Origin of the sequence: Streptomyces sp. 8L, from assembly GCF_020176795.1 — a bacterium.
Taxonomy (GTDB): Bacteria; Actinomycetota; Actinomycetes; order Streptomycetales; family Streptomycetaceae; genus Streptomyces.
Genome location: NZ_JAIUKE010000014.1, coordinates 1 through 23,153, shown reverse-complemented (window position 1 = coordinate 23,153; position 23,153 = coordinate 1). Strand labels below are relative to the sequence as shown.

The window sequence follows — 23,153 nt, the reverse complement described above, 5'->3', positions numbered from 1 at the left end:
CCGCCGAACATCCTCGGTGCGGCCGCCATCGCGGCCTCGACCAGCGAGGCCCGGCGACGCGTACGACAAGGTGCTGAGGGAGTCTACGAACGGCCGGTCAAGACCAAGGTCATCAGACCGCAGCAGCCCCGGAAGACACCTTCGAACGTTGAGCCCGCCCTCGCCGCCGAGCGGGCCGGCTGGTATGAGACCCCGTCGGCTCCGCGGTGAGATAGGGCACATTCCCCCTGTCGAATACGAGGCAAGCTCCTACCGAGTAACCACGAACTCCCAGCTCAGAGCCGCCAACCGGGATCTCTGACGAACTGAGGACGGTTGCCACCACCCCGCTCACGGGTTCAACGGCGATCGACGGAGGTAGAGATGGGTGTGGCCGTCGATGTGGCCAATGTCAGCCCGTACGGGTAGTCGAACCAGCATTGATGTCTAGTCTCAATCCGTCGATTTCCGTATCTTTTGGTCCTTTTTCTGATCCTTCTTCTGCGCGGTCTGTCTGCGCGCGACGTACTCGTGAGGAACCGCTCCATGAGAGACAGGGATCGTGCATGATCGAGCGAGAGTCTGAGCTGGCTGAGCTGGCTGCGGCTTTTGACGAGTCCGCCGCCGGGGGCGTGCGGGTCGTCGTGCTCCAAGGGGTTGTGGGGACGGGCAAGACAGCGTTGATCGAGGAGTTCGGCGGCCGGGCTCGGGGGCGGGGGCGCGACTGCTCCAGGCGAGCGGGGCGCCGACCGAGCGGTCGCTCGCCTTGGGCATCGTGCGTCAGTTGCTCGCTGGTGACGTCTTCGACCGCGACAGGGCGGCCATCGTACGCGGTCTGCTCGACCACCAGCTCCTCGCCGACGCGGTGTGCGACGGGGTGAGCCGCTCCCGGGTGTTGGACGGGTTGGCGACGGCGGTTCTGGAGCTGGCCGAGCAGAGCCCGGTCGTCATCGCCATAGACGATACGCAGTACCTCGACGGGTTCTCCCAGGATTGGCTGATCTATCTGATCCGCCGTGCCGGGCTCGCCCGCATCCTGATCGTCCTCGGCTGGCGCGACGACGACGTCCAGATGTCTCCGAGCAACTCCCGGCTCCTGTGCGCCGAACTCTGCCAACAGGCCTACCTGCGGCGGCTGCTACTCGCTCCACTGTCGGCGAGCGGCGTCGGAGAACTCATGAACAAGCGACTCCTCGCGTCCGTTTCGACGGAACTGGCCGCGGAGGCGCACCGGCTCACCGGCGGCAATCTGGTGTTGCTGCAAGCGCTGCTGGAGGACAGCTGGGCTGCCGCCCGCGGCGACGGGCCGCCGGCCGAGCTGCACACCGGGCCCGAGTTCGAGCGGGCGGTCCAGCTCGTCCTGAGCCGGTGCGATCCGGTGACGCTGCGGGTCGCGGGTGCGATCTCGGTGATCGGTGAGCCGTCGCGGTTCGCGTTCCTGGACCGCCTGGTCGATGCCGCGTCGGACCGGGTCGCTGTCGCCATGCAGGTACTGACCCGGACCGGTCTGGTGGAGGCCGGCCGGCTGCGGCACCCGATCATGGCCGGCGCCGTGCTCAACGTCTTCTCGGCCGCGGACCGGTCCGAGCTGAGCCGGCGGGCCGCGGACCTGCTCAAGGCGTGCGGCGCGGACTCCCTGACGATCGCGGAGCACTTCGTCGCCTCCGGCCGTCTCGACGACCCGTCGGCCGTGCTGACCCTGGTGGAGGGGGCACAGCAGGCGCTGGAGGAGGGCCACTCGCGGCGGGCCACAGAGCTGCTGCGGCTGGCGTACCAGGTCGACACCGAGGGCCGGCGTCGAGTGGAGGTTCTTGCCCTGCTGCTGCGGGCGGGGTGGCGGGACGATCTGCGGGCGTCGGTCGGGCATCTGTCCGAGCTGACCGAGGCAATGCTGGGCGGCCGGCTCAAGGGCCGGCACGCGACGATGCCCATCATCATGCTGCTGCTCCAGGGGCGGGTGGCCGACGCCTGCGCCGTGCTCTCCCGGCTGGCGGCCGACGTGCCGCCGGGCTCCCGGCCCTCCTGGGAGTTCGAGATGGTACGGATGTGGCTGGCCGACATATATCCGGGCATCTTCCGGCGCGTGGCCGGCGAGAGCAGGACGAGCGGTACGCCGATCATGCCTCCTGGCGCCATCGGTTATCGGTTACTCGAACACTTTCAGAGCTCCCACCACCAAGGGGCGACCGCGGAATGCCTGGTCCAGGCGGACGAGGCGTTCTGGCAGCAGCCGCTGACGGAGATCAATCTGCTGCCGGTCGTCCTCGCGTTGCACACGATGGTGTACGCCGAGCGATTGGAGGAAGCCGAGCAGCGGTGCAGGGAACTGGTGCAGACCTGCCACGACCTCCAGGCGCCCACCTGGCGTGCGCTGTTCTGCGCGATCGCGGCGGAGATCGCCTTGCGCCGGGGCTCGCTCGGCGTCGCGGTCTCCCGGGCGTCCGCCGCGCTCGAACTCATCCCGGTCGCCGACTGGGGCGTGCTGGCCGCCGAACCGTTGACCACCCTGCTGACAGCGCAAACGCTGCAGGGCAAACACGACGAAGCGGCACGCACACTCGCCCTGCGCGTGCCGGACGTGATGTTCGAGACGCCGTTCGGCCTGTCCTATCTGCTGGCGCGCGGCCGTCACTACGTCGAGCGCGGTCTCGCGCAAGTCGCACTCGACGATCTGCAGACCGTGGGTGACCTGCTCGACCAGTGGGGGATGGCCGAGACCGAGACGCTGCCGTGGCGCACGGAGATGGCCGCGGCTCACCTGCAACTCGGAAACCACGAGATGGCCGCGCGCTACGCCCGCGAACAGCTGCGCCGGATCGGCACGGACGGCCACATGCGGGTGCGCGGACGCACGCTGCGGCTGCTGGCGGCGACCCGCGAACTGCACCTGCGACCACCGATGCTGCGCGAGGCCGTGGACGTACTGCACCGAAGCGGGGACAAGTTCGAGCTGGCGTGCGCGCTCACCGCGCTGCACGACGCGTACACCCAACTCGGTGAGGCCGGCCAGGCCCGGTCAGTGGCACGCAAGGCCAACGGAATAAGGCAGGCGTGCTTCGCGGAAAAGCCCGCTCCGCAAGTCGGCACGCCGGACATGCTGGAGCAGACGGAAGCCGACATGCATGCGCTCAGCGACGCGGAGCGCAGGGTCGCCAAGGTCGCGGCAAAGGGCCTGACCAACCGGGAGATAGCCGGCAAGCTCTACCTCACGACCAGCACGGTGGAACAGCACCTGACCCGGATCTACCGCAAACTGGGCGTCAGCTCACGAGTGCAGCTGCTCTCCCGCCTCGGCCCCCAACCGCCCCCCACACCCCGCCGCAGAGGACGCCTCCGCTTAGCTGATCCGTGGGGGCACGCGGCACCCCAGTAAACCCCACCGGCAACACCTCGGTGGGCCGGGCGCACCCGGTGCACCGAGGCCAGCACAACAGACAACCCACTGGCCCGGCACCCGTCGTCGATCTCCGCGGAGGCCGGGTGGGTTGGCTGACGTCCAACACCATCGAAGGATTCTCCGGCAGCACACTGATCGGCGGCATCGTAGTTCCCCCCAACTCCGCCTGAAACGGAGGCGCTACGAGCTGTGCCCCCGGCTCGTGGCTCGGCCACGTCGCTGCTGGCGATGACCCAGATCACCAGTACCTACGAGGGCGCCGTCCGGCATGTTTGATCGGCCAGTGGGCCCAGGCTGCCCGTGCGGAGGGTCGCCGCGAGCCATGGAACATCCGCTGCCTGGACGCACCCGTCGCGTGGCTGCGCGCCGGGGACACCAGACCAGGGGCGAGGATGTTGCCTGCCTTTCGCCGCTGAGGGGCCGGCGGATCAACTTCCTGTGCCGTTATCTGTTCGCTGTCACTGCCGGTGGCTGCGGCCGAGTCTGTGGCTGTTCCGGGATTCTGACGTGGTTGTGGGCGACGCGGACGTGGGTTGACTGTTCTTCCGGCAGGTGTGGGTTTATGGGGCAGGTGATACGGGTGCGGTCGTAGGGGCGCGCAGGGAGGCCCACAGCAGGGCTGAGGCGTAGGTGCGATACGGCGTCCACGCTGTTGCGCGTTGCCGGGTGTCCTCGATGCTCGGGGTGTCGGTGAGGTGCCAGGCGTTCTGGATGGCACGGCGGATGCCGATGTCGCCGGCCGGCAGGATGTCGGGGCGTTCGAGCTGGTGGATGAGGAACATCTGGGCGGACCACAGGCCCACGCCGTGGATCGCGGTCAGGTCGGCAAGGGCGGTGGTGTCGTCGACGTCGTCCATGTGCTCGAGGTCGATGGTGCCGTCGTCCTGGCGCTGGGCGAGGTCGCGCAGGTAGGCGGCCTTCGCGCGGGAGAGGCCGCAGGCCCGCAGGTCGTCGGCGGCGAGGGCGAGGATGCGCTTGGGTGTGAGGGTGCCGCCGGCGGCGGTGGTGACGCGGGCGAAGATGGTCAGCGCTGCGGCGATCGAGATCTGCTGGCCGACGATGTGCAGGGCCATGGCCTCGAAATTGGTGCTGGAGGGGAACTCGCGCTCCGCCCAGTCGAAGGGGTCGGGCCGTCCGACACGGTCGATGAGGTGGCTGAGGACCGGGTCGGTGGCCAGTCGGCGGTAGGCGATGGTGTTGTGACTGGCCATGTCGGGCTCCCGTGTCGTGGTGGAGGGCGTGATCGATGCCGGTGGTGTCTGTCGGCCTGCTGAAGCCGGTCTGCGGCGGTCAGGCGGTGCTCTGGCGGTGGCGTTGGTAGTGGCGGGCGGAGCGGGCGCGGTTTCCGCAGCCTGCCGAGCACCACTCGCGGCGGGGGTGGTTCTTGAGGAAGTACAGGACACAGCCCGGCGCGAGACAGGCGCGCAGTTGGTGACGGGTGTCCTGGCTGAACAGTGTGATCGTCTCCTCGGCGATCGCGGAGACGGCGGCGGAAGCCATCTGCCCGCTGGTGCGGGTGTGTCGGGAGGGTTCCTGGCCGGGCGTCCATGACAGCGCCGACCAGTGGGGCGTGTCGCAGGCGGCCTGATTGAGCACGCGGACGGCCGCATCCAACGCGTGAGTGTCGGACGCGGCCCCCGGACGCGGGTCCTCGGTCGCCTCGGCGGCCAGCCGGCGCAGAGCGTCGCGCAGTCCGATCAATCGGTTGCCGAGTTTTCCCAGGTCGGATGCGGTCAGCGCGTCCAGGCCCTCCGGCGTCATCAGATCGATTCGGGGGGCGACGGCATGGAGCCAGGCCCGGGTTCCGTCCGGGTCGCGCAGCGCGTCGTGCACACCGTCCCGGTCCGCCCAGATCGTGTTCATCAGCTCCACGGGCAAGGGCTCGCCCAGAAGCGGTGCGTTCGTGTCCATGACGTCGAGGCTACCGCACTTCTAACGGATAAAGGCCACTCCAACCGTTTGACATCGAGGGAGTCTGATGCCACGGTTGTTCCAACGGTTGCTGACGCATCCAAGCGTTAGAACCGGATGGATGAAGGAGCGTTGTTCTCATGACCGGTTTCGCCCCCGTCGAGCCCGCCACCGCGACCGGAAAGGCCGCCGACCTGCTGGCCGACGTGCAGCAGACGCTCGGCCTCACGCCGAACATGACCAAGGTGATGGCGAACAGCCCGGCCCTGCTCAAGGGCTACCTCGCCCTGAACGGTGCCCTCTCGGAGGGTGTGCTGCCGGCGCCGGTCCGCGAGCGTCTCGCGCTGGCGACGGCCGAGTACAACGGCTGTGAGTACTGCCTGTCGGCCCACACCGACATCGGCGCGAACATCGCCAAGATCGACGCGGTGGAGCTGGAGTCGGCCCGGGACGCGAAGGCGGCGGACGCCCATACGCAGGCCCTGCTGACCCTCTCGGACACGATCGCCCGCGGCCACGGCCGGGTCGACGACGCCGCCCTGCAGACGGCACGCGACGCGGGTGCCACCGACGACGAGATCGGCGAGGTCGTCGGGCACCTGGCCCTGAACGTGCTGACGAACTACTTCAACATCCTGGCCAGGGTCGACAACGACTGGCCCGTGGTCACCCCGCGCACCGCGGCCTGATCCGCACCGCGGTCCCGCCTGCCCGGCCCCCGATCTGGGGTCCGGCAGGCGGCCACACCCCGCACACGCCGCCGACCGAGCCGCCGGACCAGCGGAAGGAAGCACGATGACGAACCCGGTAGGCAATATCACGACCGGCTTCCACGAGGGCGAACTCGCCGTGCAGCGCGCAGCGGGCGTGGCCCGGGACGCGGCCCGGCTCACGGGCATGCTCGCCCCCGCCAATCTGCGCGGCGCTGTGACCCGGTTCCTGGCCGAGCGCACGTTCGCCGCGATCACCGCCCGCGACGCCGATGGCGCGTTGTGGACATCCCCGCTGGCCGGCCCGCACGGATTCCTCCACGTGGCCTCACCGACCACGCTCGATGTGCGCACACTCCCCGCGGCAGGCGACCCGCTCGAAAACGTGGAGGCAGGCCAGCCCGTCGGGCTGATTGTCGTCGAGTTCGCCATCCGCAGGCGTCTGCGGATCAACGGCACCTTGTCCCGCACCGACGCCGACGGCCTGCGCATCGACGTGGAGCAGGCGTACGGCAACTGCCCCCAGTACATCCAGAGCCGGCACCTGCACACCGCACCCGCCCCGGCCCCCGGCACGGAGCCAGTACGCCGCGGGCAGACCCTCACCGCCGACGACATCGAACTGGTCCGCAGGGCCGACACCTTCCTGATCGGCACCACCCACCCCGTCCGCGGCAACGATGCCTCGCACCGCGGCGGGCCGCCAGGTTTCGTCCGCGTCGAGAACGGCGAGCTGTGGTGGCCCGACTACTGGGGCAACAACATGTTCAACACGCTCGGCAACCTGCGGGCAGACCCGACGACCGCACTGCTGTTCTGCGACTTCACCGTCGGTCACACCCTGCAGCTTTCCGGCCGGGCCGCTCTGGAATGGACCGGGACCGGCGTCCCCGGAGATGACGACGACACCGGACGGCGCGTCCACTTCATCCCCGAGCGCCTCGTGGCCGGCCGCCTGCTGCCCCTTGCGGCCGACACCGTCACCGCCGCCCCCGACAACCCCCCGATCACGTGACGCACTGTGAAGGACTGCCCCGTCATGACTGAAGCACGCCCGCCCTTCCCGCCGTTCGACCTCGACAGCGCCCTGACCAAGGTCCAGGCCGCCGAGGACGCCTGGAACACCCGCGACCCGCACCAGGTCGCTCTCGCCTATACCGAGGACTCCGCCTGGCGGAACCGGGACACGGTCCTCACCGGCCGCGAGAAGATCGTCGAGTTCCTCACCGCCAAGTGGGAGCGCGAACTCGACTACGTCCTGCGCAAGAGCCTGTGGGGCTTCCGCGGCGACCGCATGGCCGTCCGCTTCCAGTACGAGTGGCACAACACCGAAGGCCAGTGGTTCCGCTCCTACGGCAACGAGCTGTGGGAATTCGCCGACAACGGCCTCATGCGCCGCCGCGAAGCCAGCATCAACGACCTGGCCATCGACGCGGCGGACCGCCGCTACTTCGGCCCGCGCCCCGACGCCGAACGCGGACCCGGACACGACATCCCCCTCGACTGACACCGCTACAAGTACATGCCGCTCCCGTCAGCCGGTTTGCGCCGGCGCCGCTCGGCACCGTAGTCGTCGTCAGCGTCTCGCTCCCCGGCGCACGGAGCCGCACGCAGTGCCGGGGGGGGCGTCCTGGGCACGTCCCGCCGGGGGGATCGTCTGGTGGGTGCGGCAGCGATGACCGTATGGCCCCGGCCGGTTTGTCCGGGGGCCACACATTCGCGGAGCGCGGCCCGTTACGGCGTCCCGGAGGCAGCCAGTGAGCTTTTTCCAACCTCAGGTTGAGGCGTGACGAAGGGTGGGGACGGTCTTCACGATGGCGGTGACCCGGTTGGTGCTACGGCGGAGTTTCCTGCGGGAGGCACCAGCCCTTCAGGGCGGCCATGGTTTGCTCGCCGAGGCAGCGGATCTCTGCGCGGGGGCCGTTGTGCCGGCGTTGCCGCAGCTTGAGCCGCAGGCTGCGGAAGGGCACCGGGATGACGCCGTCGCCGCCTTGATATACCTTGTCCGCCCAGCACTTCACCTCGGCGTCGCGGGGGTGTAGTCACCGGCAGTGCCCATGTTGTGGCGAGCGCGGGGAGCGGTGGGTGAGGCCCGCAGCGGTCGGCCTGCCGCATCGGCGATGACCTGCCACTGCGGGCCGGGCTCGTCGGACATGGCGGCGCCGAGCCGGCTGAGAGCTGCCGCGGAGCTGCGCGCCGGCCGGTGAGCGGTCGGTGCGGACCCGGTCTACCGGTTCGCGGCTTCGCGAGAGGTGATCCGGTTCGTGCGACCGACCGCGCGGCCCACCGTGTTGCGCACCGCGAGGCCCGGCCGGGTGCGGGGCACCATGAGCCTGGAGAGCAGACCGACGCGTCGCTGCCGCGGGCCTACCTCACGGCGCAGCCGCGACTCGTAGGCGGCGAAGGCGCGGGCGTGATCGCCGGGATGGGCGGCGAGCTCTTCTGCGAGGGCGTACGCGCCCGCCATGGCCATGCTGGACCCGTCACCCAGCAGGGCCGTGGCCGCCGCGGCGTCCCCGAGCAGTACGACCCGTCCGCGGGACCACGAGGGCACCCGGACGGTGGTCAGGGGGTCGAAGAACGGGGCCGGGTGGTCGAGGAAGGCTGCCACGAGTTCCGGTGCCCGCCACCGCACGTCGGCGTAGGCGTCGGCCACGGTCTGCTTGTGAAGGGCGATGTTCTTGCGGTCGTGGGGCGCCGGCTGCGCGGACCGGAAGGTGAAGATCGCGAGCGGGGTGGTCCGCGAGGGATGGAGGACCAGCATCCGGTTCGGCACGGTCAGCATCGTCATCTCGGTCGGGTCCTCGATGGCGTCGGGTTCCAGCGGGACGGTCGCGCCGTACAGGCCCAGGTCTCCCGCGAACTGCCGCTCGGGCCCGAATACCATGCGCCGTACGGCGGAGTGCATCCCGTCGGCACCGACTACCAAGTCGAAGCGCCGTGGCGCGGACCGTCGGAAGGTGACGTCCACTCCGCCTTCGTCCTGGTCGAGAGCGGTGATCGTGTCGTCGAACAAGAACTCGGCCTCGGTCTGCGCCGACCGGTGGAGCACCTCGGACAGGTCGGCTCGGGTCACCTCGACCGTCGGCGCGTTGTCCGAGGTGAGCGGGAGTCGCAGGATTCGCCTGCCGCCGGGGTCGAGCAGGGTCAGCGACCGATTGCGGGTGGCGAGCTCGCGGAGCTGCGGGAGGATGCCCATGCGCTCCGCGACCGGGATCGCGGGCCCCTTCACGACGATCGCGCTACCACCGGAGCGCAGCTGCCGGGCGTGTTCGACGACCGTCGGCCGGTATCCATTCCGGGAGAGCCAGTGGGCGAGTGCGGGCCCTGCGATTCCGGCGCCGACTATCAGCACGTCGGGCTTCTTCATGACGTTGACCTCTCGGAGTGTCGATGACCGGGTTCTGGCGAGTGCCGGGCCGGGTCTGAGGGAGCGGCGGCACGGGGCGGTGCAACCTGACCAAGGTACGATCAATTTCGTACCTCAGAGAAGCACGCCTTTCAGGTACGATGCAAGTCATACCTGAAGGAGGTGCCGCGTGGCCGGGAGGAACCTGGACGGCCCGAAGGCCGATGCGCTCGATCTGGGTACGGTGTTTCGTGCCCTCGCCGACGAGCACCGTCGTTCGGTGATGACGCAGTTGGCCACCGACCGCAGCGACAGCGAGCGGGGCTGCAACTCGTTCGATCTTCCGATCTCGAAGCAGACCCAGACCCATCACTTCCGGGTCCTGCGCGAGGCAGGTCTCATTGACGAGATCGACTACGGCAACCGCAAGGGCATCCGGCTACGACGGGCGGACATCGAGAAGAGACTCCCCGGCCTCCTCGCGCTCCTGGGAGCAGGCCCCCCGGCCGATACCGCTCCTCGCTGAGCACGGCTGAGCAAACCGGAGGGAGTCCGATCCGGCCCCGAGCCGCGAGCTCGACCGAATCCAGCTCGTGCCCGGCTCGCAGGCAGCCGGGCGCGATGCGGGCACGAAGGGGACCGGTGTCGCTTCGAACACCGTCCCGCGCCCGTGATCGGCGCCGAGCACATCCGCGCGCTCCCTCACGCCACCACTCACTGAGGTTTCCTCAACCCGGGTGTGGTGCACGGCCGCTGGAGTGAGGGCGGAGTCCGGGCTTAGAGAAGCTCCTGGCAGGATGGCTTGGACTCGACACGCACCCGCCCACTCAGCCGTGGTCGATCTGCCCACCTCCGCACTGCACTTCCTCGCCCCGCGAGCTGACCGTACGTCGCCTTGCGCAAGGGACACGACGGCGCCGGCCTGCCGAGGACACCAGGCGCTGCTCGTGCTGGCTCATCCACGGTGCGGCCATACCTGCGCCCAGCTCGCCGCCGGATTCGGCGTGGGCACCACCACCGCCTACTGGTACATCACCGAGGTCGTCGCCACCCTGGCCGCTCTGGCTCCAACCCGCACCGATGCGGTGAGGACAGCCTCCGGCAAGGCGTTCGTGATCCTGGACGGCACGCTGCTGTCGATCGACGGGATCGCCGCCGACCGACCCTTCTCCTTTGGTAAACACAGGAAGCACGGTATGAACGTGCAGGTGATCGCCGCCCCGGCGGAACGGTTACCGTGGGCGTCGCCCGCGCTGCCGGGGTCCGTCCAGGACATCAGGGCCGCGCGAACCGGCGCTGAATGTCTACGACAACCTGCGGTCCTTCCTGATGTGCGTCTACAACCGCGATCGGCCTTGTGTCACCACCTGGATGCCGGTGGCGCGCCGCGTTTGGACCGCTGCCGACGTGCGCGGAACGTCGCGCGCATCGATCACCGTGCCGCAGAACCCCAGGCCCTGGAGAAGCAGGCCGCCTCCGAGGCGGTTCCTGGTCCCGTCGCCGACCGGATCACCCGCCGCGGCCGCACACCTGCGAGCGCTGGCCGACCACCACGAGCACGACCGGATCGACGCGCAGGAGCCGACCTCACCATGAATCCCGCGTGGTGTTACCCGGCAGCGTCGCGAACTGGTTCGGTGGCTGTCACTTCCTGGCCGCGCCGGGTTCCCCGGTGATGGCTTCCTGGTAGGCATCCGCGTAGGTGGGAGAGTCTTTGATCAGGTCGTCGCAGAACGCGGCGACATCGGTGCCGACGAGTCCCAGGACTCCTTTGCCCGCGGCGACGCCCTCTTCGAAGAAGTCGACGATTCCAGGGAGGAGGGGCCCGTCGGGCAGGCTGACCGGTCCGATCTTGAACAGATACTTCTGCATCTCCTTGTACACAATCTGGTAGTCAGGCGGTAGCGCCTTGACCCGGGCAACATGCGCACGCCACTGCTTCTTGCCTTCGACGATGTCCTGGATGCTCACGTCAGCCTCCCAGCCGGCTCAGTTTCCGTGCGACGTTCCTGTTCAACTGCTCGCGCCACTGGTCGCGATGCGTTCGGGCCCCTGTTCCGCCGGCCAGTGCCGTACAGAAGCCCTGGATGTCGTGACCGAGCACCTCGTGGATGCTCTGCCCGTGCGCCGCCGACACTTCGAGCAGCCCCAGGGCAGAGTCGAGGATCGGCGTCAGGTTGCGGCCGGTGAAGTCCCTGTAAGGGAAGAGGTGAGCGACGATCTGGTCCCACGCCTCCCGGTAGTCGTCCGGTAGAGCCTCAACCCGGGCTCCGAACGCCTTCCAGTCCCTGGTGAGATCGCTGCCTGTGGCCTTCTCCCAGAAGTTCATTTCCCGCCCTCCTTGAGCCTGTCGATGCGTGATGAGAGGTACTGCCATTTCGCCCAGAACCGTGCGAGCTCCTCGCGCCCGGCGTCGTTGAGCGCGTAGAACTTGCGCGGCGGGCCGACCCCGGATGGGCGTTTCGTCACCTGGACGAGCCCGTTTCGCTCCAGCCGCAGCAAGATCGTGTACACCGTGCCCTCGATGACGTCGGCGAAGCCGAGCTCGTTCAGCTGGCGAGTGATGGCGTACCCGTAGGTTTCCTCGCTGCCGATGATTTCGAGCACGCACCCTTCGAGCGTGCCCTTCAACATCTCCGTCAGGTCGTCCATCGCGGGGTGCTCCCTGCAGCCTTGCCGGTACTACGTGTTAATGAGTACCACTATACGGTATCACCGAGTAGCGGAACGGCGACTTCTCCGGTGGCCGCAAATCTGGGCGACTCGTTCGGCGTGAGGCCGGGTCCCGTCGGACGCTGCAGCCCGGTCATCGGTTGAGCTCACGGGTGGGCCGTTGCGCTGCAGCCGGCTGAACTTGACGGAGAATCCGCCGGGTGGGCGGCACTGTCGAGCACGGCCGGCACCGGCATCCAGTCCGCTGCCTGCGCACGCGAGCTGACTTGCGCTCTGAAGTCCTGTGATGTCCGGCCTGGGGGGCGGCATTTCGTTCGCTGAAGATTTTGAGACCATCATTTCAGGCCGACTTTCTAACAGGATGGGCACAGGTGCTTCACAAATCTTCACGGTTGGCATGGTCGCGTCGTAGCGTGATCGCGCCGTGGTCGCCGACCCGGTAGCGGGCTGGGGGGCACGTGGCGCGATGGCGCTGTGCCGTGCTCTGCCCTGCGTGTGTGGTGTGTGGGGTGGGGACTGTCTTCATGGTCGAGTGGTTCATGGGTATGTGGCGTGGTGCGCCGGCACGTTCGCGTGCGATCGGCTGGGCGGCGGGCCTCGCGGCCGTGGCCCTACTGATCACGGGTGGGGCGTACGCGCTGCCGTCGGCCGAGACGGCGATGTCCGGCAGCCAGGCGCAGACGGCTAGGGATACTGCGGCCGCCAACGCCCCTTCACGGTTGTCGCTGTTCGGCCGCAAGTCGGACGGGATCATCTATGACTACGAGCCGAAGGCCGGCGCCGGATGGCAGGCAGCGGTGAAGCTGGGCGTCGGTTACGGCGAGGCGGACCAGTTCGTACAGGCGGCCCAGTCGGCCTCCGGCGCGGCGGATCTGTATTTCCGGATGGGCTCCACGCTGTACTACACGGCCGAGCGCGGAAACGACACGAAGGTCATCGGCGGCGGCTGGAACATCTACAACCTGCTGATCGGCCCGGGGGACATGGGCGGCAGCACGTACGACGACATCATCGGCCGGCACACCGACGGCTCTCTGTGGCTCTACCAGGGCAGCGCCAGCGGCACACTGGCGACGAAGGTACGCATCGGTACGTCCGGCTGGAACGGCATGGACGCCCTGACCGGTCGGGGTGATTACACGGGCGACGGGAAGAACGACCTGATCGCCCGGTCGACGTCGGGGACTCTCTACATCTATCCGGGGACCGGGAAGGTCACGGCCGACAGTGCTTTCTCCCCGCGGGTCACGGTGGGTTCGGGCTGGAACACCTACAAGCGGCTGGTATCGACGGGGGATCAGGACGGCGACGGAAAGCCGGACCTGATCGCGGTGGACGCGGCGGGCGCGCTGTGGCTGCTGCCCGGCACGGGCAACGCGTCTGCTCCGTTCGCGGCGCGCGTGCAGATCGGCACGTCCGGCTGGTCCGCGTTCAACGTCCTGTTCTGACCCCGGGCGCAAGCTCCGACACAGATCGGCTCACACCACTCATGCGTATCCGCGCACACTGCGGGCGCCGTCGCGCCCTGCGCAGATGGCCCTCAGCCCTGCTCACCGGAACGGCTCTGCTGGCCGCGTTCACCACCAGCGCGTCCGGCAGCCAACTCGGCCCCGTCACACCTCGCTTCGCCATGGCCGCCAACGCGGCCCCGGAGGACGATGGCGGCGGCGCGCCGCCCTTCGACCTGGACGCGGCGAAGAAGATCCGCGACGCGCAGTGCCTGATGGGCGCGGTGTTGCGCAAGGGCGGTACGGAGATGAAGAAGGTCGCCCGCGCGGGACTGGACGGCAGTGACGCTCAACTGCTGGCGGCCGCCGACCCGGGCTACTGGGAGTCGACACCGCTGGACGTCGCCTTCAACAAGGACCAGGACTGGTCCACGGCCAAGATCGACGAACTGGACGCGCGTACGGACGCCTGGCAGACCTCCCTCGACGTCTACGACATACCTCCGGACTACACCTACGCGAGCTTCCAAGATGCGCCGCGTGACCCCACGATGTGGACCCAGACAGGGATCGGTCCATGGGTCAATAACGTCTTCTGGCAGGACGAAGACGACTTCTACGTGGACCAGACGCCGTTGGCGGGCGCCGATTCCGTGTCAGCTGCCAAACAGATTGCTTCCGGCTATTCCCGTACCGAAGACTACGACGACTGGGAGGCGTGGACGCAGGACATGAAGCACCCCAGTCCCTTCGTGGACGGCATCTATGCGGATGATGCGCGGGTCTTCCTGGAGAACGGGGGGTTCGCGACGTCCGCGCCGGATCCGGGTTCGATGGAGTTCCGGGTGGATGTGGAGAACCTGAAGTCCCGGTTCGCGTCCTGTACCACGACCAATCCGCCCGATCCGCATCATGTTCTGACGGATGAGCTGACGGTGGCGGCGCAGGAGTGGCAGGCTGAGATCAAGGGCCAGCGTGATCAGCGTGACGCGATCCTGGCGGCCGAGCAGCAGGCGTCGGCCGATCTTCAGGTGGCGGCGCAGGCGATGACGGAGTCGCTGGGCCAGTCGCTGATCGCGGATCGGCTCACGGACTGGCAGGCGTACTTTCTGCCCAGGCCGAAAGACGACTTCGGCAATCCGACGGACGCGGAGATCAATCAGGTCGCCACGTGGTTGGCGCAGGCGCGGGCACGTGCGTCGGGCCGTATGTTCGTCGCATCCAGGGCGGCGTTGGACGCGCAGAAGCAGGCCGATGCGGTTACCGTCGCGCAGAACGCTGCCTACGCCATCGCCGATCAGGCCGGCCTGCCGCGCGGCAGAGGTCTGCTGTATGGGCAGCAGGCCGCGCAGGTCACCAAAGCATCGGCCGCCGCAGCGCTGGCTGCCTCGAAGGCCACGGAGACCGCGGTCCAGGCGACGCGGGCGTCGGCTTCCGACAGCAAGGCGCTCAACTCGCTGGCGATGACGCAGGCGCACGCCACGAAAGCGGAGTTCCGCCGCGAGGCGGCCCAAGAGGCCCAGGCCCAGGCGAAGGCCGCAGCCGAGAGTGCCGCCTCGCACGCGAAGCAGGCCGCGGCGAACGCCACGACGGCGAAGAACGCCCAGGCCAGGGCCGAAGACGCGGAAGCGACCGCAAAGAACGCGGCGGCGGACGCGAAGGCGAAACGGCAGACCGCGGAGGATGAGCGGGACACCGCCAAGACACAGAAGGAACTCGCGGACACCGAGCGCGCGAAAGCAGCGGACGCGGAGTCCCGTGCACAAGCGCAGTGCCAGGTCGCCGCGGACAAACTGACCGCGGCGCAGAGCGCGGGTGCCACGGCCGCGGCGAGGAAGGACGACGCGGTCGCCGCGGAGGGCAAAGCGGTCGACGCCCGCAACAAAGCCATTGATGCCGAGAGCGACCGCGACGCCGCACTCGCCCGCGCGAACGCGGCTGAGGCCAAGGTCGCCGCCGACGAGGGCACCGCGGCGGCGTCCGCGTCCCGGGCGGCGGCAGATCAGGCGCGAGCCGACGCCAACGACGCGACGACGGCCGCGACCAGCGCCCGCTCGGCCGCAGATGAAGCGACGACGGCAGCGACGAACGCACGGGCCGCAGCTACCAAGGCACAAGGCGCCGCCACCCGGGCCCAGGCCGCGGCCGACGCGGCGAAGGCCGACGTGGCCGTCACCGAGGCCGCGGTGACGAAGGCACACGCGGCGGCAGCAGACGCGATCGACGCATCCGAGGCAGCCGACCGCAACGCCGCCACAGCCAAGGCCCTTGCGAGCGCGGCACAGGCCCAGGCCGCGCAGGCCAAGGCCGACGCGGACACTGCACAGAAGGAGGCCACCGCCGCGGGGGCGGAAGCTGTGCGCACGGCGGGCTACGCCTATGCCACCGCGCAGGCGGCCGCCGCGGCCAGCGACTCGGCCGCCCAGGTCGCCAAGCCGGCCAATGACGCCATCGAGCTGGGAGCCCCCTACGCGCAGACGGACTCCTCGGCGGGCCTCGCCGTGCTGACGGGGCAGGCGGCGAAAACGCAGGCGGAGAAACAGCAGGCCGTCGCCCAGGCCAAATCCGCTCAGGCCAAGCAGGCCGCGGCGGACGCGAAGGCGCTGGCAGACCAGGCGAGCGCCGACGCGAAGGCCGCGGCCGTCGCGGCAGCGTCGGCGGCGGACTGGGCCGCACAGGCACAGGACTCCTCCCAGGACGCCCAGGCCTCCGCCAAACAAGCCGACACAGCGGCAGACGCCGCCAGAGCGGCCGAGACCCAGACCGTCGCCTACAACACCCAGGCCACCACGGACGCGGACGCCGCCCAAGACGCCGCCACCTCTGCAGCCGGCTACGCGGACCAGGCAGACGCCTCGGCGACCTCCGCCGAAACCGATGCCTCCAGCGCCCGGGATGCCGCCACCGCAGCCGAGACCGACGCGGCCACCGCACGCGGAGTCGCCGACCAGGCCGACGCCGACGCCACCACGGCCGAAACCGCTGCCGCCAACGCACAGCAAGCCGCCCAGGAAGCACAGGACGCCGCAACGCGTGCCGAACAGGCGGCAGCCAACAACACCTTGAACCAGGGCGGCGCCACCGGCATCGGCCAGATGTTCACGAAGCAGAAGATCACACCGATCGGCGACCCGAAGCCGCTCAACGACTGCGTCCTCGGCATGGGCAACAGCGGCTGCGACGTCACCTTCCGCCTCAACTTCACACTCACCGTCGACTTCTACCTCTGCACAGCCGACACGGCCTCCGACGTGACCGCCGCCTCATGCCCCGCCGAATCCATCGTCTTCCTCGGCACCCAGACAAGCGATCAGACCACCGACGTCACCAGGCACTTCAGCAACTGGGACATCACCATGATCGTCGACAAGGCCTTCCTCAAGGCTCTCTGGGACGGCCTGACCGAAGACTTCGTCAAATGCTCCAAGGGCAGCATCAGCAGCTGCGCCTGGGCCGCCTCCTGGTTCATCCCGGACACCACTATCGCCAAGACCGCCGACCTGATCCGCTCCCTCGATGCCGCCATGCAAACCGGGATCGGGGTCACCGATGCCTTGAAGGCCCTCAAGGCAGCGGACGTGGATGCCAACACACTCGCGGACATCGACCAGATGGTGTCCGTCTACGAAGACGCACGGACGGCTTGCAACATCAACAGCTTCCCTGGCGCGACCGATGTCATGCTCGCTGACGGTAGCCGTAAGCCGATACAAGGCGTGCATGTGGGCGATATGCTCATGGCCACCGACCCCGCAACCGGGCACACGCAGCCCGAGCCAGTGACGCGTACCTTCCACCACACAACCGAGGACCTCGTGGACATACCGCTGGTGGGCGAGGGACGTCTCACCAGCACGCCGGGCCACCGCTTCTTCGTCATCGGCCGCGGCTGGACCATAGCGTCCAACCTGCACGCCGGAGACCACCTGCGCACGCCGGACGGCACCCTGCGCAAGGTGGGCGCACTGCGGGAGCGGGAGGACGCTGCACCGCAGACGGTGTACGACCTGACCGTGTCGGGCCTGCACACCTTCTACGCGGTGGCGGGCCGCGCTCCGGTTCTCGTTCACAACTGCAACGATCTCATCGCGGATGACGGCCAGTTTCCCGGCCTCGCCCACGTGCTCGACGAGCACGTGGACCCCGACAAGGCGGAGGCAGTCGCTCTGGCAGCGAAGAAGACGGCTGCTCAGGGGAAGGACACGCCCAACAGCGTGTGGTTGGACGAGGTGACAGCTCAGCAGGTCGTGGACTATGCCACTGCCAGTCAAGCGAGTCGCATCGCCAAATGGCTGCGTGGGCCGAAACAGGATCTGTCGTTGACCGGCACTTTCGGGGCGAAGAATTCCCTCGGCACGGTGTACTACGCGAACGGAAGCACGAAGGAAGCGGGCAACGGCTTCTACATCATGCTCAGGAGGGCCAAGGGGCACCCGCACGGTTACTACGTGTACACCGCGTACCCGAAGTAGAAGAGGAAGGCGACACAAGGTGGAGCGTTTCACCGATTTCGAGTTCGGTGTGCCGTGGGTGATGGGTCTCTTTCATCAGGACTGGATGCACGAGGCCGACACGGCTGCCGGGATGTTGAAGAAGCACTTCGCGGAGGAGAGCGACCAGGAAATCCTCGCTGTCCGGCGTGACGCCCAGGCCCTCGCCGACCATCTCGACCCGGAAGCGCTCGAAGCGCTCTGGTCGGCTGGCGCGGAGTGCCTCCCCGCCAACGCGTCGAACGCCTCGGCGGAATGGACGCGGACGATCATTGCGCTGTGCGACGCCCGGCTCTCGGAAAAGGCAGACATCGAACCGCTCACCGGACCCGATCTTGAGGACGGCGCAGGATACGAGGCGACAATCGTTGCTGAGATCGACCGCCTGGGCTTCTTCGATCCGTGCGTACGGCAGGCTCTCACCGCATGCGCTCGCCGCTGCTCCCCGGACCTGGCCCTACGAGTCCTGCTGACGGTGCTGACCAACACCCCCGGGGCGTGGCTGTCACAGGAGCAGTACGCGAGGATGGAGGCCATCGGATCAGCACTCCACTATGGCGAGTTCCTGGTGGACCGGGTTGCCTACCTGATCGAAGAGGGCCCGCCGCCCTCGGTGCCTGTCCGCAGGTTCACTGATGCCGACTTCGGTGTGACCTGGTTGATGCGGGCATTTCGCCCGGCTCCCAGTGGCAGCCTCCCCGCGTCCCCGCTCCATACTCTCCGCAGGAGGCTCGCCGACGAGTCGGACCCGAGGGCGACACTGGCACTGCGCCGGGACGCACAGTACCTCCTCGACTACCTCCCGGCCCATACGAGCCAAACGCTCTGGCTGGCTGGGACGGGACTCGCGCCGAGCTTCTTCTCCCCGGACACGCCCGAGGCAACGTCGGGGAAGGCGTGGATGCAAACAGTCATCGATGCATGTGACGCTCGCCTGGCCGGCCTAGACGTGGAACCGCTCTCGGGCGCCGATCTGGCAGACGGCGGGAACAGAAACAGGCAGAGGGTCGACGAGATCGACACGATCGCCCGCCTCTTGGCACCCGAGGTCGAGCAGGCAATCATCGACTGCGCCTGGCTCCGCAGCGTGGATCTGGCCGTCCGCCTGATGCTGCGGGCACTCGCCCAGGCTGGTACGGCACTGTCTCCGCACCAGTACGAGACCTTGGAGCAGTTGGGGAGTGGGCTGTTGTGCTACGGCGAATGCGTCGTGGCCGACATCCGCTACTTGGTTCACGAGAGCTAACCTCGATCTTGTGCGAGGAAGGTGTCTGCTGCGCGGGCGATCCGGCTCTGCACGGGTCAGCAGGGGGCGAGGCGGGCGGTGTTGAGTTCGGTCTCGGGCTGGCAGCCGCTGCAGGGCTCGGCGCCCTGGGCCAGAGCGGTGAGGGCCTGGGGGCGGGTGCAGGGCTGGCCGTCGTCGTGGCGGGAGGTGATGAAGCGGCCCGCGTGGTGAGGGCGTATCGGCCGGCCGTCCTCGTGGTGGATCCACCAGGGACGCTCGGCCGCGCGGGCGGCGCGCATCCGCTGACCGCGCCGGTCCTCCTCCCGCAGGGTCTCCCGGCGGATCCATTCGTCCACGCGCGCCAGCTCTGCGGCCAGGTAGCGGCGCAGGAACTGCAGGAGCTCCAGCCGTGAGGGCGTGAGCGGTCCGGGCGTACTCGCGGGCGCGGCGGGCTGGTGGTGAAGCGGATGGTGTCCGGGTCCCACAGGTAGGAGCGGTGGTAGCGCACGTGCGCCCCCTAGGCCGGTTCGGGCAGGAACACGTTCGCGTCGACGGTTTCGATGCCTTCGGGCCACCGGTGGCGCGTGAGGATCTGCGCGGCCCGCCAGGCCCCGCCGACGCGTATCTCGCCGCGGACACCGCCCGGCGGGAACCAGGTCGTCTCAGGGGGCGGCCCGCCGCGCGGGCGGGAGGAGATCCGGTAGCGGACGGCGTCCCCGGCGCACGGACCGGCTTCTTCCAGGGAAGAGGTGAAGGAGCGGCTGTTGAGGCGCATCCGGTCCGGCTGCCGCTGCTCCAGACCAACATCCAGGAAACCCTGAACGGTTACGCCTACGCGGCCGACAACCCAGTTTCGTCTTCCGACCCCACAGGTGAGGCCCTCGCCTGCGGAAGTGGCCCCGAGGAGCTGGGCTGCGGAACGGGCGTCGTGACTCACGGGGACGGCAGCCTGTCCAAGGGGGGGGCAAGCCCACTGGTGGTGGTACTGCGCTTGGTTACGCCGGCACGGGATCGACGGGCAGCAGCGGCAGCGGATCCAGTCAGCATTCTGGTGGCGGAACTGTCACCAAGAAGATTGCAACGTGACGGTTTCCGGCAGTCCAATGCAGATCAAAAGGCTCAGCGTCCTGTACAAAAAGCTATGGGAAAGGATGTCGATACCTTTTGAATGGAATGTTTTTGAGGATGGAGACCCTCGGGTCCCTGGCGACGTCAAGGACTCCTATCGCGATTTGCTCACCTGGGAGGCGATTTGCAGGAAATCAGCTACTTGCGGAGAACGTCTGAATGAAAGCGTAACTAACGCAGAAAGAGGCATGCATAAGGCTGTAGAAAAAAGCCTGGGTGGCTGGAAGTGCCGGCTTCTGGGGTTCGGCTGCGGTAATGTATCGTCCTCGGCTGCGGCATACGTACCTAAATACGTATATCGAGCGTCCTCGGGAACACCGCAGTCTATGACTCCACGCCCTGGTGCTGACGAGGAAGGATTGAGTACGTTCGACAACATCGAGAAGTTTCGGAAAGGTGCTAAACTGCAGAAAATAGATACAGAGCAACTCGACTCGCTGGAGGCAGTACCTGATGGTGGCGGGCATGTGTCGATTCGCCCCAGGGACATGAGTCAAATGGAGGGATGGATAGGATCTTGAGACACGGCCAACGAAGCTCCGCATGATTTCACTCAAGAATTGTTGGATTCTGTGGTTGATGTATTGAAGGTAGAATGAACGGCGAAGAATATCGGCGGACGGTCTTGGATCTCCTCCAAGGACTTCGAGCGCGGATTGTGGAGCGGGTGGTAGGGGAGATTCCCTCGGTCGCAAGCTCTGCGGGGCGTGCGGCGGGGGGTAAGGAGTATCTTGATCTTGTCTCTGTGTTCATCTCACTCAATGACGGAATCGGTGGAGAACCGGTAGATATTTCCCTCAGGGTTCGCCGGACCGGTGGCGACGACGAGATAGAAATGGACATCTGTGAAGAATCGGGAAGTGTTGTCTACGGGGCGCCGAAAATGAAAGTGGCAGGCGAATCCACTCCAGAATTCGCCGTGGCTGAGGTTGAACGTATGGTGCGAGAAAATTATAGAGAAATTATTTTGAGAATCAGGGGGCTGCACAGTTACTGATCCAGAATGGGTAGGGTCGCCGCTTCATCCGATTCGGCCACCACGGCGGGCTCTGCTTGAGCGCAGTCCCCTACATCTCGCTCGCGATCACTGCGAGTCAGTGCCGATCTGCACTGTGCTCCGCCGGGGCGTACGAGCGGGCAGTCGAGCCCGGTATGCCCCGCTACTGATCCACAGATGTGGGACGGGGCGGCGGCTCCCCGTCGACGGTGAGTTTGTTGCAGTGGCTTGACCTGGATTGGGGCGTGTACGTACGTGCACTGGCAGGAGGCCATTGGCAGCCACTGCGCGGGGTCGTCGTCACCCTTGGACTGGTTCACGTTGTCGGTGACGGCCAGGAGCTGGGGGCGGGTGATGTCGTTGGGGAAGGCCTCGTGCTGTGGCGCGGTCCAGGCGCTGGCCCCGGAATCCCATGCTTCGGCGAGGGGGGACGAGATGGTCGATGTCGAGGTCGGAGGCGGCGGTCCAGGTCTGCGAGGTAGGAGCGGGTGGTGGGGGCTGTCACGGGTGTGGGCGGTGTGGTGTCGGCTGGTGTGGCGGTCGCCGCGAGGGTGCCGGCAGTGATGGGAGCGGTACCGGCAAGGGTGGACAGGCGGTGAAGTGTCGAGGGCATCTGGTCTCCCGGCGGGCTGCAGGGCGATGACGTGCCGTCAGCATGCCGCCGCCTCGTGCGACGCGGGTGGAGTCCGAGGAGTGAAATGTGCATGGTGAATATGAGTCCGTGTGATCACCCTGGTGCTCTCCTCGTGCACGCTTGAGCGTGCGGGAGCACCGAGCGGTGAAGGACCGGCTGGTCGCACCCGCGTGTCCCCGATGTGGGGAGCCGGTCCTGTATGCGGGCACCGTGCACCCCGCCGATGTAATGCGGCGCAGCGCACCGTACGTACGCTCACGAACTGCGCAACGCCAGGCTGTCGGGGGCCACCCGCATCCGAAGGGCATCATCACCTTCTACAACCTCGACGGGGGAATCAACACGTTCAAAGCGATGCCGGGAGAGCCATGGCAGATAGGAGATCCGAGTTGGTGACCCATCAAAGTTCGAGAGCCCCTGGGCTCCGATACCCGTGTTCTTGTTGCGGCCACCGAACCTTGGAGAGCCCGCCGGGACTTCACGACATCTGTCCAGTGTGTTTCTGGGAAGACGACGTCATGCAGCTGCGCTGGCCGTGTCTGGAGAGAGCAGCGAACGGAGTCAGCCTCGTCACGGCGCAGGACAACTACCGTCGGACAGGTGCCTGCGAGGAACGTTTCGAAGGATCATCCGTGCGGATGCCGCTCCAGGGTGAAGAGACCGAACCGTGGTGGCACCCCGTCGACCTCACCCGGGACCGCTTCGAAGAGACATTGGTCGCGCTTGCCCCATGGCCGAACGACCGGACGGTTCTTTACTGGTGGTCGGAAAGGTACTGGAGCCCGCGCGAAGATGCAGAGGGGACGAAGGAATGAACAAGCCGTGATAAAGGCGAGGCCGGCGGGTGGAGGTACGCATCCCGCAGCGTGATGGACGGCGACGGCTACCGCCGCTCCGGCACGCGGCCAGATCGCGGACACGAAGTCCGTCCTCACGGCCCGCTGGGAAGGCGATGCACCTGATCGAACGCCCGCGCGATGGACTGCCTGCGTCGTCGCGCAGGGCAGGTGCGTGTGCCCTGCGCGACGCAGCGAGCCTTGCCCGTGAATCACCTCAGCAGAGGCCTGCTCCGTACGGCGGGGGCGGGGGAACGGTTGGGTGTGGGGGTGTGTTGGTTGGATCGTGGTCGTGGCGGGGTGAGTGTTCCCGGGCTCCACCCATTCATTGCCCGTGGGGGAGATTGTTCGGTTGAAGTCCCACGGGGTCTTTGGC

General features: G+C 67.8%; 20 protein-coding genes and 2 pseudogenes. 13 read left to right on the top strand and 9 right to left on the bottom strand.

Going from position 1 to position 23,153, the window contains the following annotated elements:
• Positions 1-422: 422 nt before the first annotated feature.
• Positions 423-860: an AAA family ATPase gene (locus LCE31_RS41075; protein ID WP_374118376.1), complete on the top strand. Its 438-nt coding sequence runs from the start codon at positions 423-425 to the stop codon at positions 858-860.
• Positions 764-3,352: a helix-turn-helix transcriptional regulator gene (locus LCE31_RS02070; RefSeq protein ID WP_225012193.1), complete on the top strand. Its 2,589-nt coding sequence runs from the start codon at positions 764-766 to the stop codon at positions 3,350-3,352. The genes LCE31_RS41075 and LCE31_RS02070 overlap by 97 nt, the downstream gene beginning before the upstream one ends.
• A 584-nt stretch (positions 3,353-3,936) precedes the next feature.
• Here LCE31_RS02070 and LCE31_RS02065 read toward each other — a convergent pair.
• Together LCE31_RS02065 and LCE31_RS02060 are read right to left on the bottom strand one after the other, a co-directional pair.
• Positions 3,937-4,587: a DNA-3-methyladenine glycosylase family protein gene (locus LCE31_RS02065; protein ID WP_225012192.1), complete on the bottom strand. Its 651-nt coding sequence runs from the start codon at positions 4,585-4,587 to the stop codon at positions 3,937-3,939.
• Between the two features lie 79 nt (positions 4,588-4,666).
• On the bottom strand, positions 4,667-5,287 hold the full coding sequence (locus LCE31_RS02060) for a CGNR zinc finger domain-containing protein (RefSeq protein WP_225012191.1): 621 nt from the start codon (positions 5,285-5,287) through the stop codon (positions 4,667-4,669).
• A 140-nt stretch (positions 5,288-5,427) separates the two neighbouring features.
• Here LCE31_RS02060 and LCE31_RS02055 point away from each other — a divergent pair, with 140 nt between their 5' ends.
• The 3 genes from LCE31_RS02055 to LCE31_RS02045 all read left to right on the top strand — a co-directional run bounded on the left by LCE31_RS02055 (position 5,428) and on the right by LCE31_RS02045 (position 7,504).
• Positions 5,428-5,976 (top strand): carboxymuconolactone decarboxylase family protein, encoded by a 549-nt coding sequence (locus LCE31_RS02055; protein ID WP_225012190.1) that lies wholly within the window; start codon positions 5,428-5,430, stop codon positions 5,974-5,976.
• A gap of 106 nt (positions 5,977-6,082) precedes the next feature.
• A complete protein-coding gene (locus LCE31_RS02050) occupies positions 6,083-7,012 on the top strand; it encodes a pyridoxamine 5'-phosphate oxidase family protein (RefSeq protein ID WP_225012189.1) in 930 nt (309 codons plus the stop codon).
• A gap of 24 nt (positions 7,013-7,036) precedes the next feature.
• Positions 7,037-7,504: a nuclear transport factor 2 family protein gene (locus LCE31_RS02045; RefSeq protein WP_225012188.1), complete on the top strand. Its 468-nt coding sequence runs from the start codon at positions 7,037-7,039 to the stop codon at positions 7,502-7,504.
• A 720-nt stretch (positions 7,505-8,224) separates the two neighbouring features.
• Here LCE31_RS02045 and LCE31_RS02040 read toward each other — a convergent pair.
• On the bottom strand, positions 8,225-9,367 hold the full coding sequence (locus LCE31_RS02040; RefSeq protein WP_225012187.1) for an FAD-dependent monooxygenase: 1,143 nt from the start codon (positions 9,365-9,367) through the stop codon (positions 8,225-8,227).
• Positions 9,368-9,536: 169 nt separating this feature from the next.
• Between LCE31_RS02040 and LCE31_RS02035 the strand changes: the two genes are divergently transcribed.
• Positions 9,537-9,872: an ArsR/SmtB family transcription factor gene (locus LCE31_RS02035; protein ID WP_225012186.1), complete on the top strand. Its 336-nt coding sequence runs from the start codon at positions 9,537-9,539 to the stop codon at positions 9,870-9,872.
• Between the two features lie 271 nt (positions 9,873-10,143).
• Positions 10,144-10,635 (top strand): annotated as a pseudogene (locus LCE31_RS02030) (transposase family protein); the annotation flags it as partial.
• A 355-nt stretch (positions 10,636-10,990) separates the two neighbouring features.
• Here the strand turns inward: LCE31_RS02030 and LCE31_RS02025 are convergent.
• From LCE31_RS02025 to LCE31_RS02015, 3 genes are read right to left on the bottom strand one after another with little or no spacing between them, the layout of a single operon-like run.
• The gene (locus tag LCE31_RS02025; protein WP_225012185.1) at positions 10,991-11,317 is read right to left on the bottom strand and encodes a DUF1048 domain-containing protein; all 327 of its coding nucleotides are present in this window, start codon (positions 11,315-11,317) and stop codon (positions 10,991-10,993) included.
• A 1-nt stretch (position 11,318) separates the two neighbouring features.
• The gene (locus LCE31_RS02020; protein ID WP_225012184.1) at positions 11,319-11,675 is read right to left on the bottom strand and encodes a DUF1048 domain-containing protein; all 357 of its coding nucleotides are present in this window, start codon (positions 11,673-11,675) and stop codon (positions 11,319-11,321) included.
• Complete coding sequence (locus tag LCE31_RS02015; protein ID WP_225012183.1) at positions 11,672-11,998, bottom strand: PadR family transcriptional regulator; 327 nt, start codon at positions 11,996-11,998, stop codon at positions 11,672-11,674. The genes LCE31_RS02020 and LCE31_RS02015 overlap by 4 nt, the downstream gene beginning before the upstream one ends.
• A 530-nt stretch (positions 11,999-12,528) precedes the next feature.
• On the opposite strand from LCE31_RS02015, the gene LCE31_RS02010 reads away from it, so the two are divergent.
• The 3 genes from LCE31_RS02010 to LCE31_RS02000 are packed head-to-tail and all read left to right on the top strand — an operon-like array spanning position 12,529 to position 19,203.
• Positions 12,529-13,467: an FG-GAP repeat domain-containing protein gene (locus tag LCE31_RS02010; protein ID WP_225012182.1), complete on the top strand. Its 939-nt coding sequence runs from the start codon at positions 12,529-12,531 to the stop codon at positions 13,465-13,467.
• A 41-nt stretch (positions 13,468-13,508) separates the two neighbouring features.
• Positions 13,509-17,939, top strand: coding sequence for an RNase A-like domain-containing protein (locus LCE31_RS02005; protein WP_225012181.1), 4,431 nt, complete (start codon positions 13,509-13,511; stop codon positions 17,937-17,939).
• A 19-nt stretch (positions 17,940-17,958) separates the two neighbouring features.
• The gene (locus LCE31_RS02000) at positions 17,959-19,203 is read left to right on the top strand and encodes a hypothetical protein (protein ID WP_225012180.1); all 1,245 of its coding nucleotides are present in this window, start codon (positions 17,959-17,961) and stop codon (positions 19,201-19,203) included.
• A gap of 56 nt (positions 19,204-19,259) precedes the next feature.
• On the opposite strand, the gene LCE31_RS01995 is transcribed toward LCE31_RS02000, so the two are convergent.
• Together LCE31_RS01995 and LCE31_RS01990 are read right to left on the bottom strand one after the other, a co-directional pair.
• Positions 19,260-19,667, bottom strand: a complete 408-nt coding sequence (locus tag LCE31_RS01995; protein WP_225012179.1) for a hypothetical protein — start codon at positions 19,665-19,667, stop codon at positions 19,260-19,262.
• 32 nt (positions 19,668-19,699) lie between these two features.
• Positions 19,700-19,957, bottom strand: coding sequence for a hypothetical protein (locus tag LCE31_RS01990; protein WP_225012178.1), 258 nt, complete (start codon positions 19,955-19,957; stop codon positions 19,700-19,702).
• Between the two features lie 307 nt (positions 19,958-20,264).
• On the opposite strand from LCE31_RS01990, the gene LCE31_RS01985 reads away from it, so the two are divergent.
• Complete coding sequence (locus LCE31_RS01985) at positions 20,265-20,831, top strand: hypothetical protein (protein ID WP_225012177.1); 567 nt, start codon at positions 20,265-20,267, stop codon at positions 20,829-20,831.
• Positions 20,832-20,905: 74 nt separating this feature from the next.
• Entirely contained in the window at positions 20,906-21,307 is a 402-nt protein-coding gene (locus tag LCE31_RS01980; protein WP_225012176.1) for a hypothetical protein, read from the top strand.
• Between the two features lie 227 nt (positions 21,308-21,534).
• Here LCE31_RS01980 and LCE31_RS01975 read toward each other — a convergent pair.
• Positions 21,535-21,778: pseudogene (locus LCE31_RS01975) on the bottom strand (GmrSD restriction endonuclease domain-containing protein); the annotation flags it as partial.
• A gap of 342 nt (positions 21,779-22,120) precedes the next feature.
• On the opposite strand from LCE31_RS01975, the gene LCE31_RS01970 reads away from it, so the two are divergent.
• Entirely contained in the window at positions 22,121-22,756 is a 636-nt protein-coding gene (locus LCE31_RS01970; protein WP_308042171.1) for a CPCC family cysteine-rich protein, read from the top strand.
• Positions 22,757-23,153: the final 397 nt, after the last annotated feature.

What these genes read in the sequence shown, in the direction of transcription:
- LCE31_RS41075 (WP_374118376.1), top strand. Translation starts at nt 423, where the DNA reads ATGTCTAGTCTCAATCCGTCGATTTCCGTATCTTTTGGTCCTTTTTCT.
- LCE31_RS02065 (WP_225012192.1), bottom strand. Translation starts at nt 4,587, where the DNA reads ATGGCCAGTCACAACACCATCGCCTACCGCCGACTGGCCACCGACCCG.
- LCE31_RS02060 (WP_225012191.1), bottom strand. Translation starts at nt 5,287, where the DNA reads ATGGACACGAACGCACCGCTTCTGGGCGAGCCCTTGCCCGTGGAGCTG.
- LCE31_RS02055 (WP_225012190.1), top strand. Translation starts at nt 5,428, where the DNA reads ATGACCGGTTTCGCCCCCGTCGAGCCCGCCACCGCGACCGGAAAGGCC.
- LCE31_RS02050 (WP_225012189.1), top strand. Translation starts at nt 6,083, where the DNA reads ATGACGAACCCGGTAGGCAATATCACGACCGGCTTCCACGAGGGCGAA.
- LCE31_RS02045 (WP_225012188.1), top strand. Translation starts at nt 7,037, where the DNA reads ATGACTGAAGCACGCCCGCCCTTCCCGCCGTTCGACCTCGACAGCGCC.
- LCE31_RS02040 (WP_225012187.1), bottom strand. Translation starts at nt 9,367, where the DNA reads ATGAAGAAGCCCGACGTGCTGATAGTCGGCGCCGGAATCGCAGGGCCC.
- LCE31_RS02020 (WP_225012184.1), bottom strand. Translation starts at nt 11,675, where the DNA reads ATGAACTTCTGGGAGAAGGCCACAGGCAGCGATCTCACCAGGGACTGG.
- LCE31_RS02015 (WP_225012183.1), bottom strand. Translation starts at nt 11,998, where the DNA reads ATGGACGACCTGACGGAGATGTTGAAGGGCACGCTCGAAGGGTGCGTG.
- LCE31_RS02005 (WP_225012181.1), top strand. Translation starts at nt 13,509, where the DNA reads ATGCGTATCCGCGCACACTGCGGGCGCCGTCGCGCCCTGCGCAGATGG.
- LCE31_RS01990 (WP_225012178.1), bottom strand. Translation starts at nt 19,957, where the DNA reads ATGCGCCTCAACAGCCGCTCCTTCACCTCTTCCCTGGAAGAAGCCGGT.
- LCE31_RS01980 (WP_225012176.1), top strand. Translation starts at nt 20,906, where the DNA reads ATGAACGGCGAAGAATATCGGCGGACGGTCTTGGATCTCCTCCAAGGA.
- LCE31_RS01970 (WP_308042171.1), top strand. Translation starts at nt 22,121, where the DNA reads ATGTGGGGAGCCGGTCCTGTATGCGGGCACCGTGCACCCCGCCGATGT.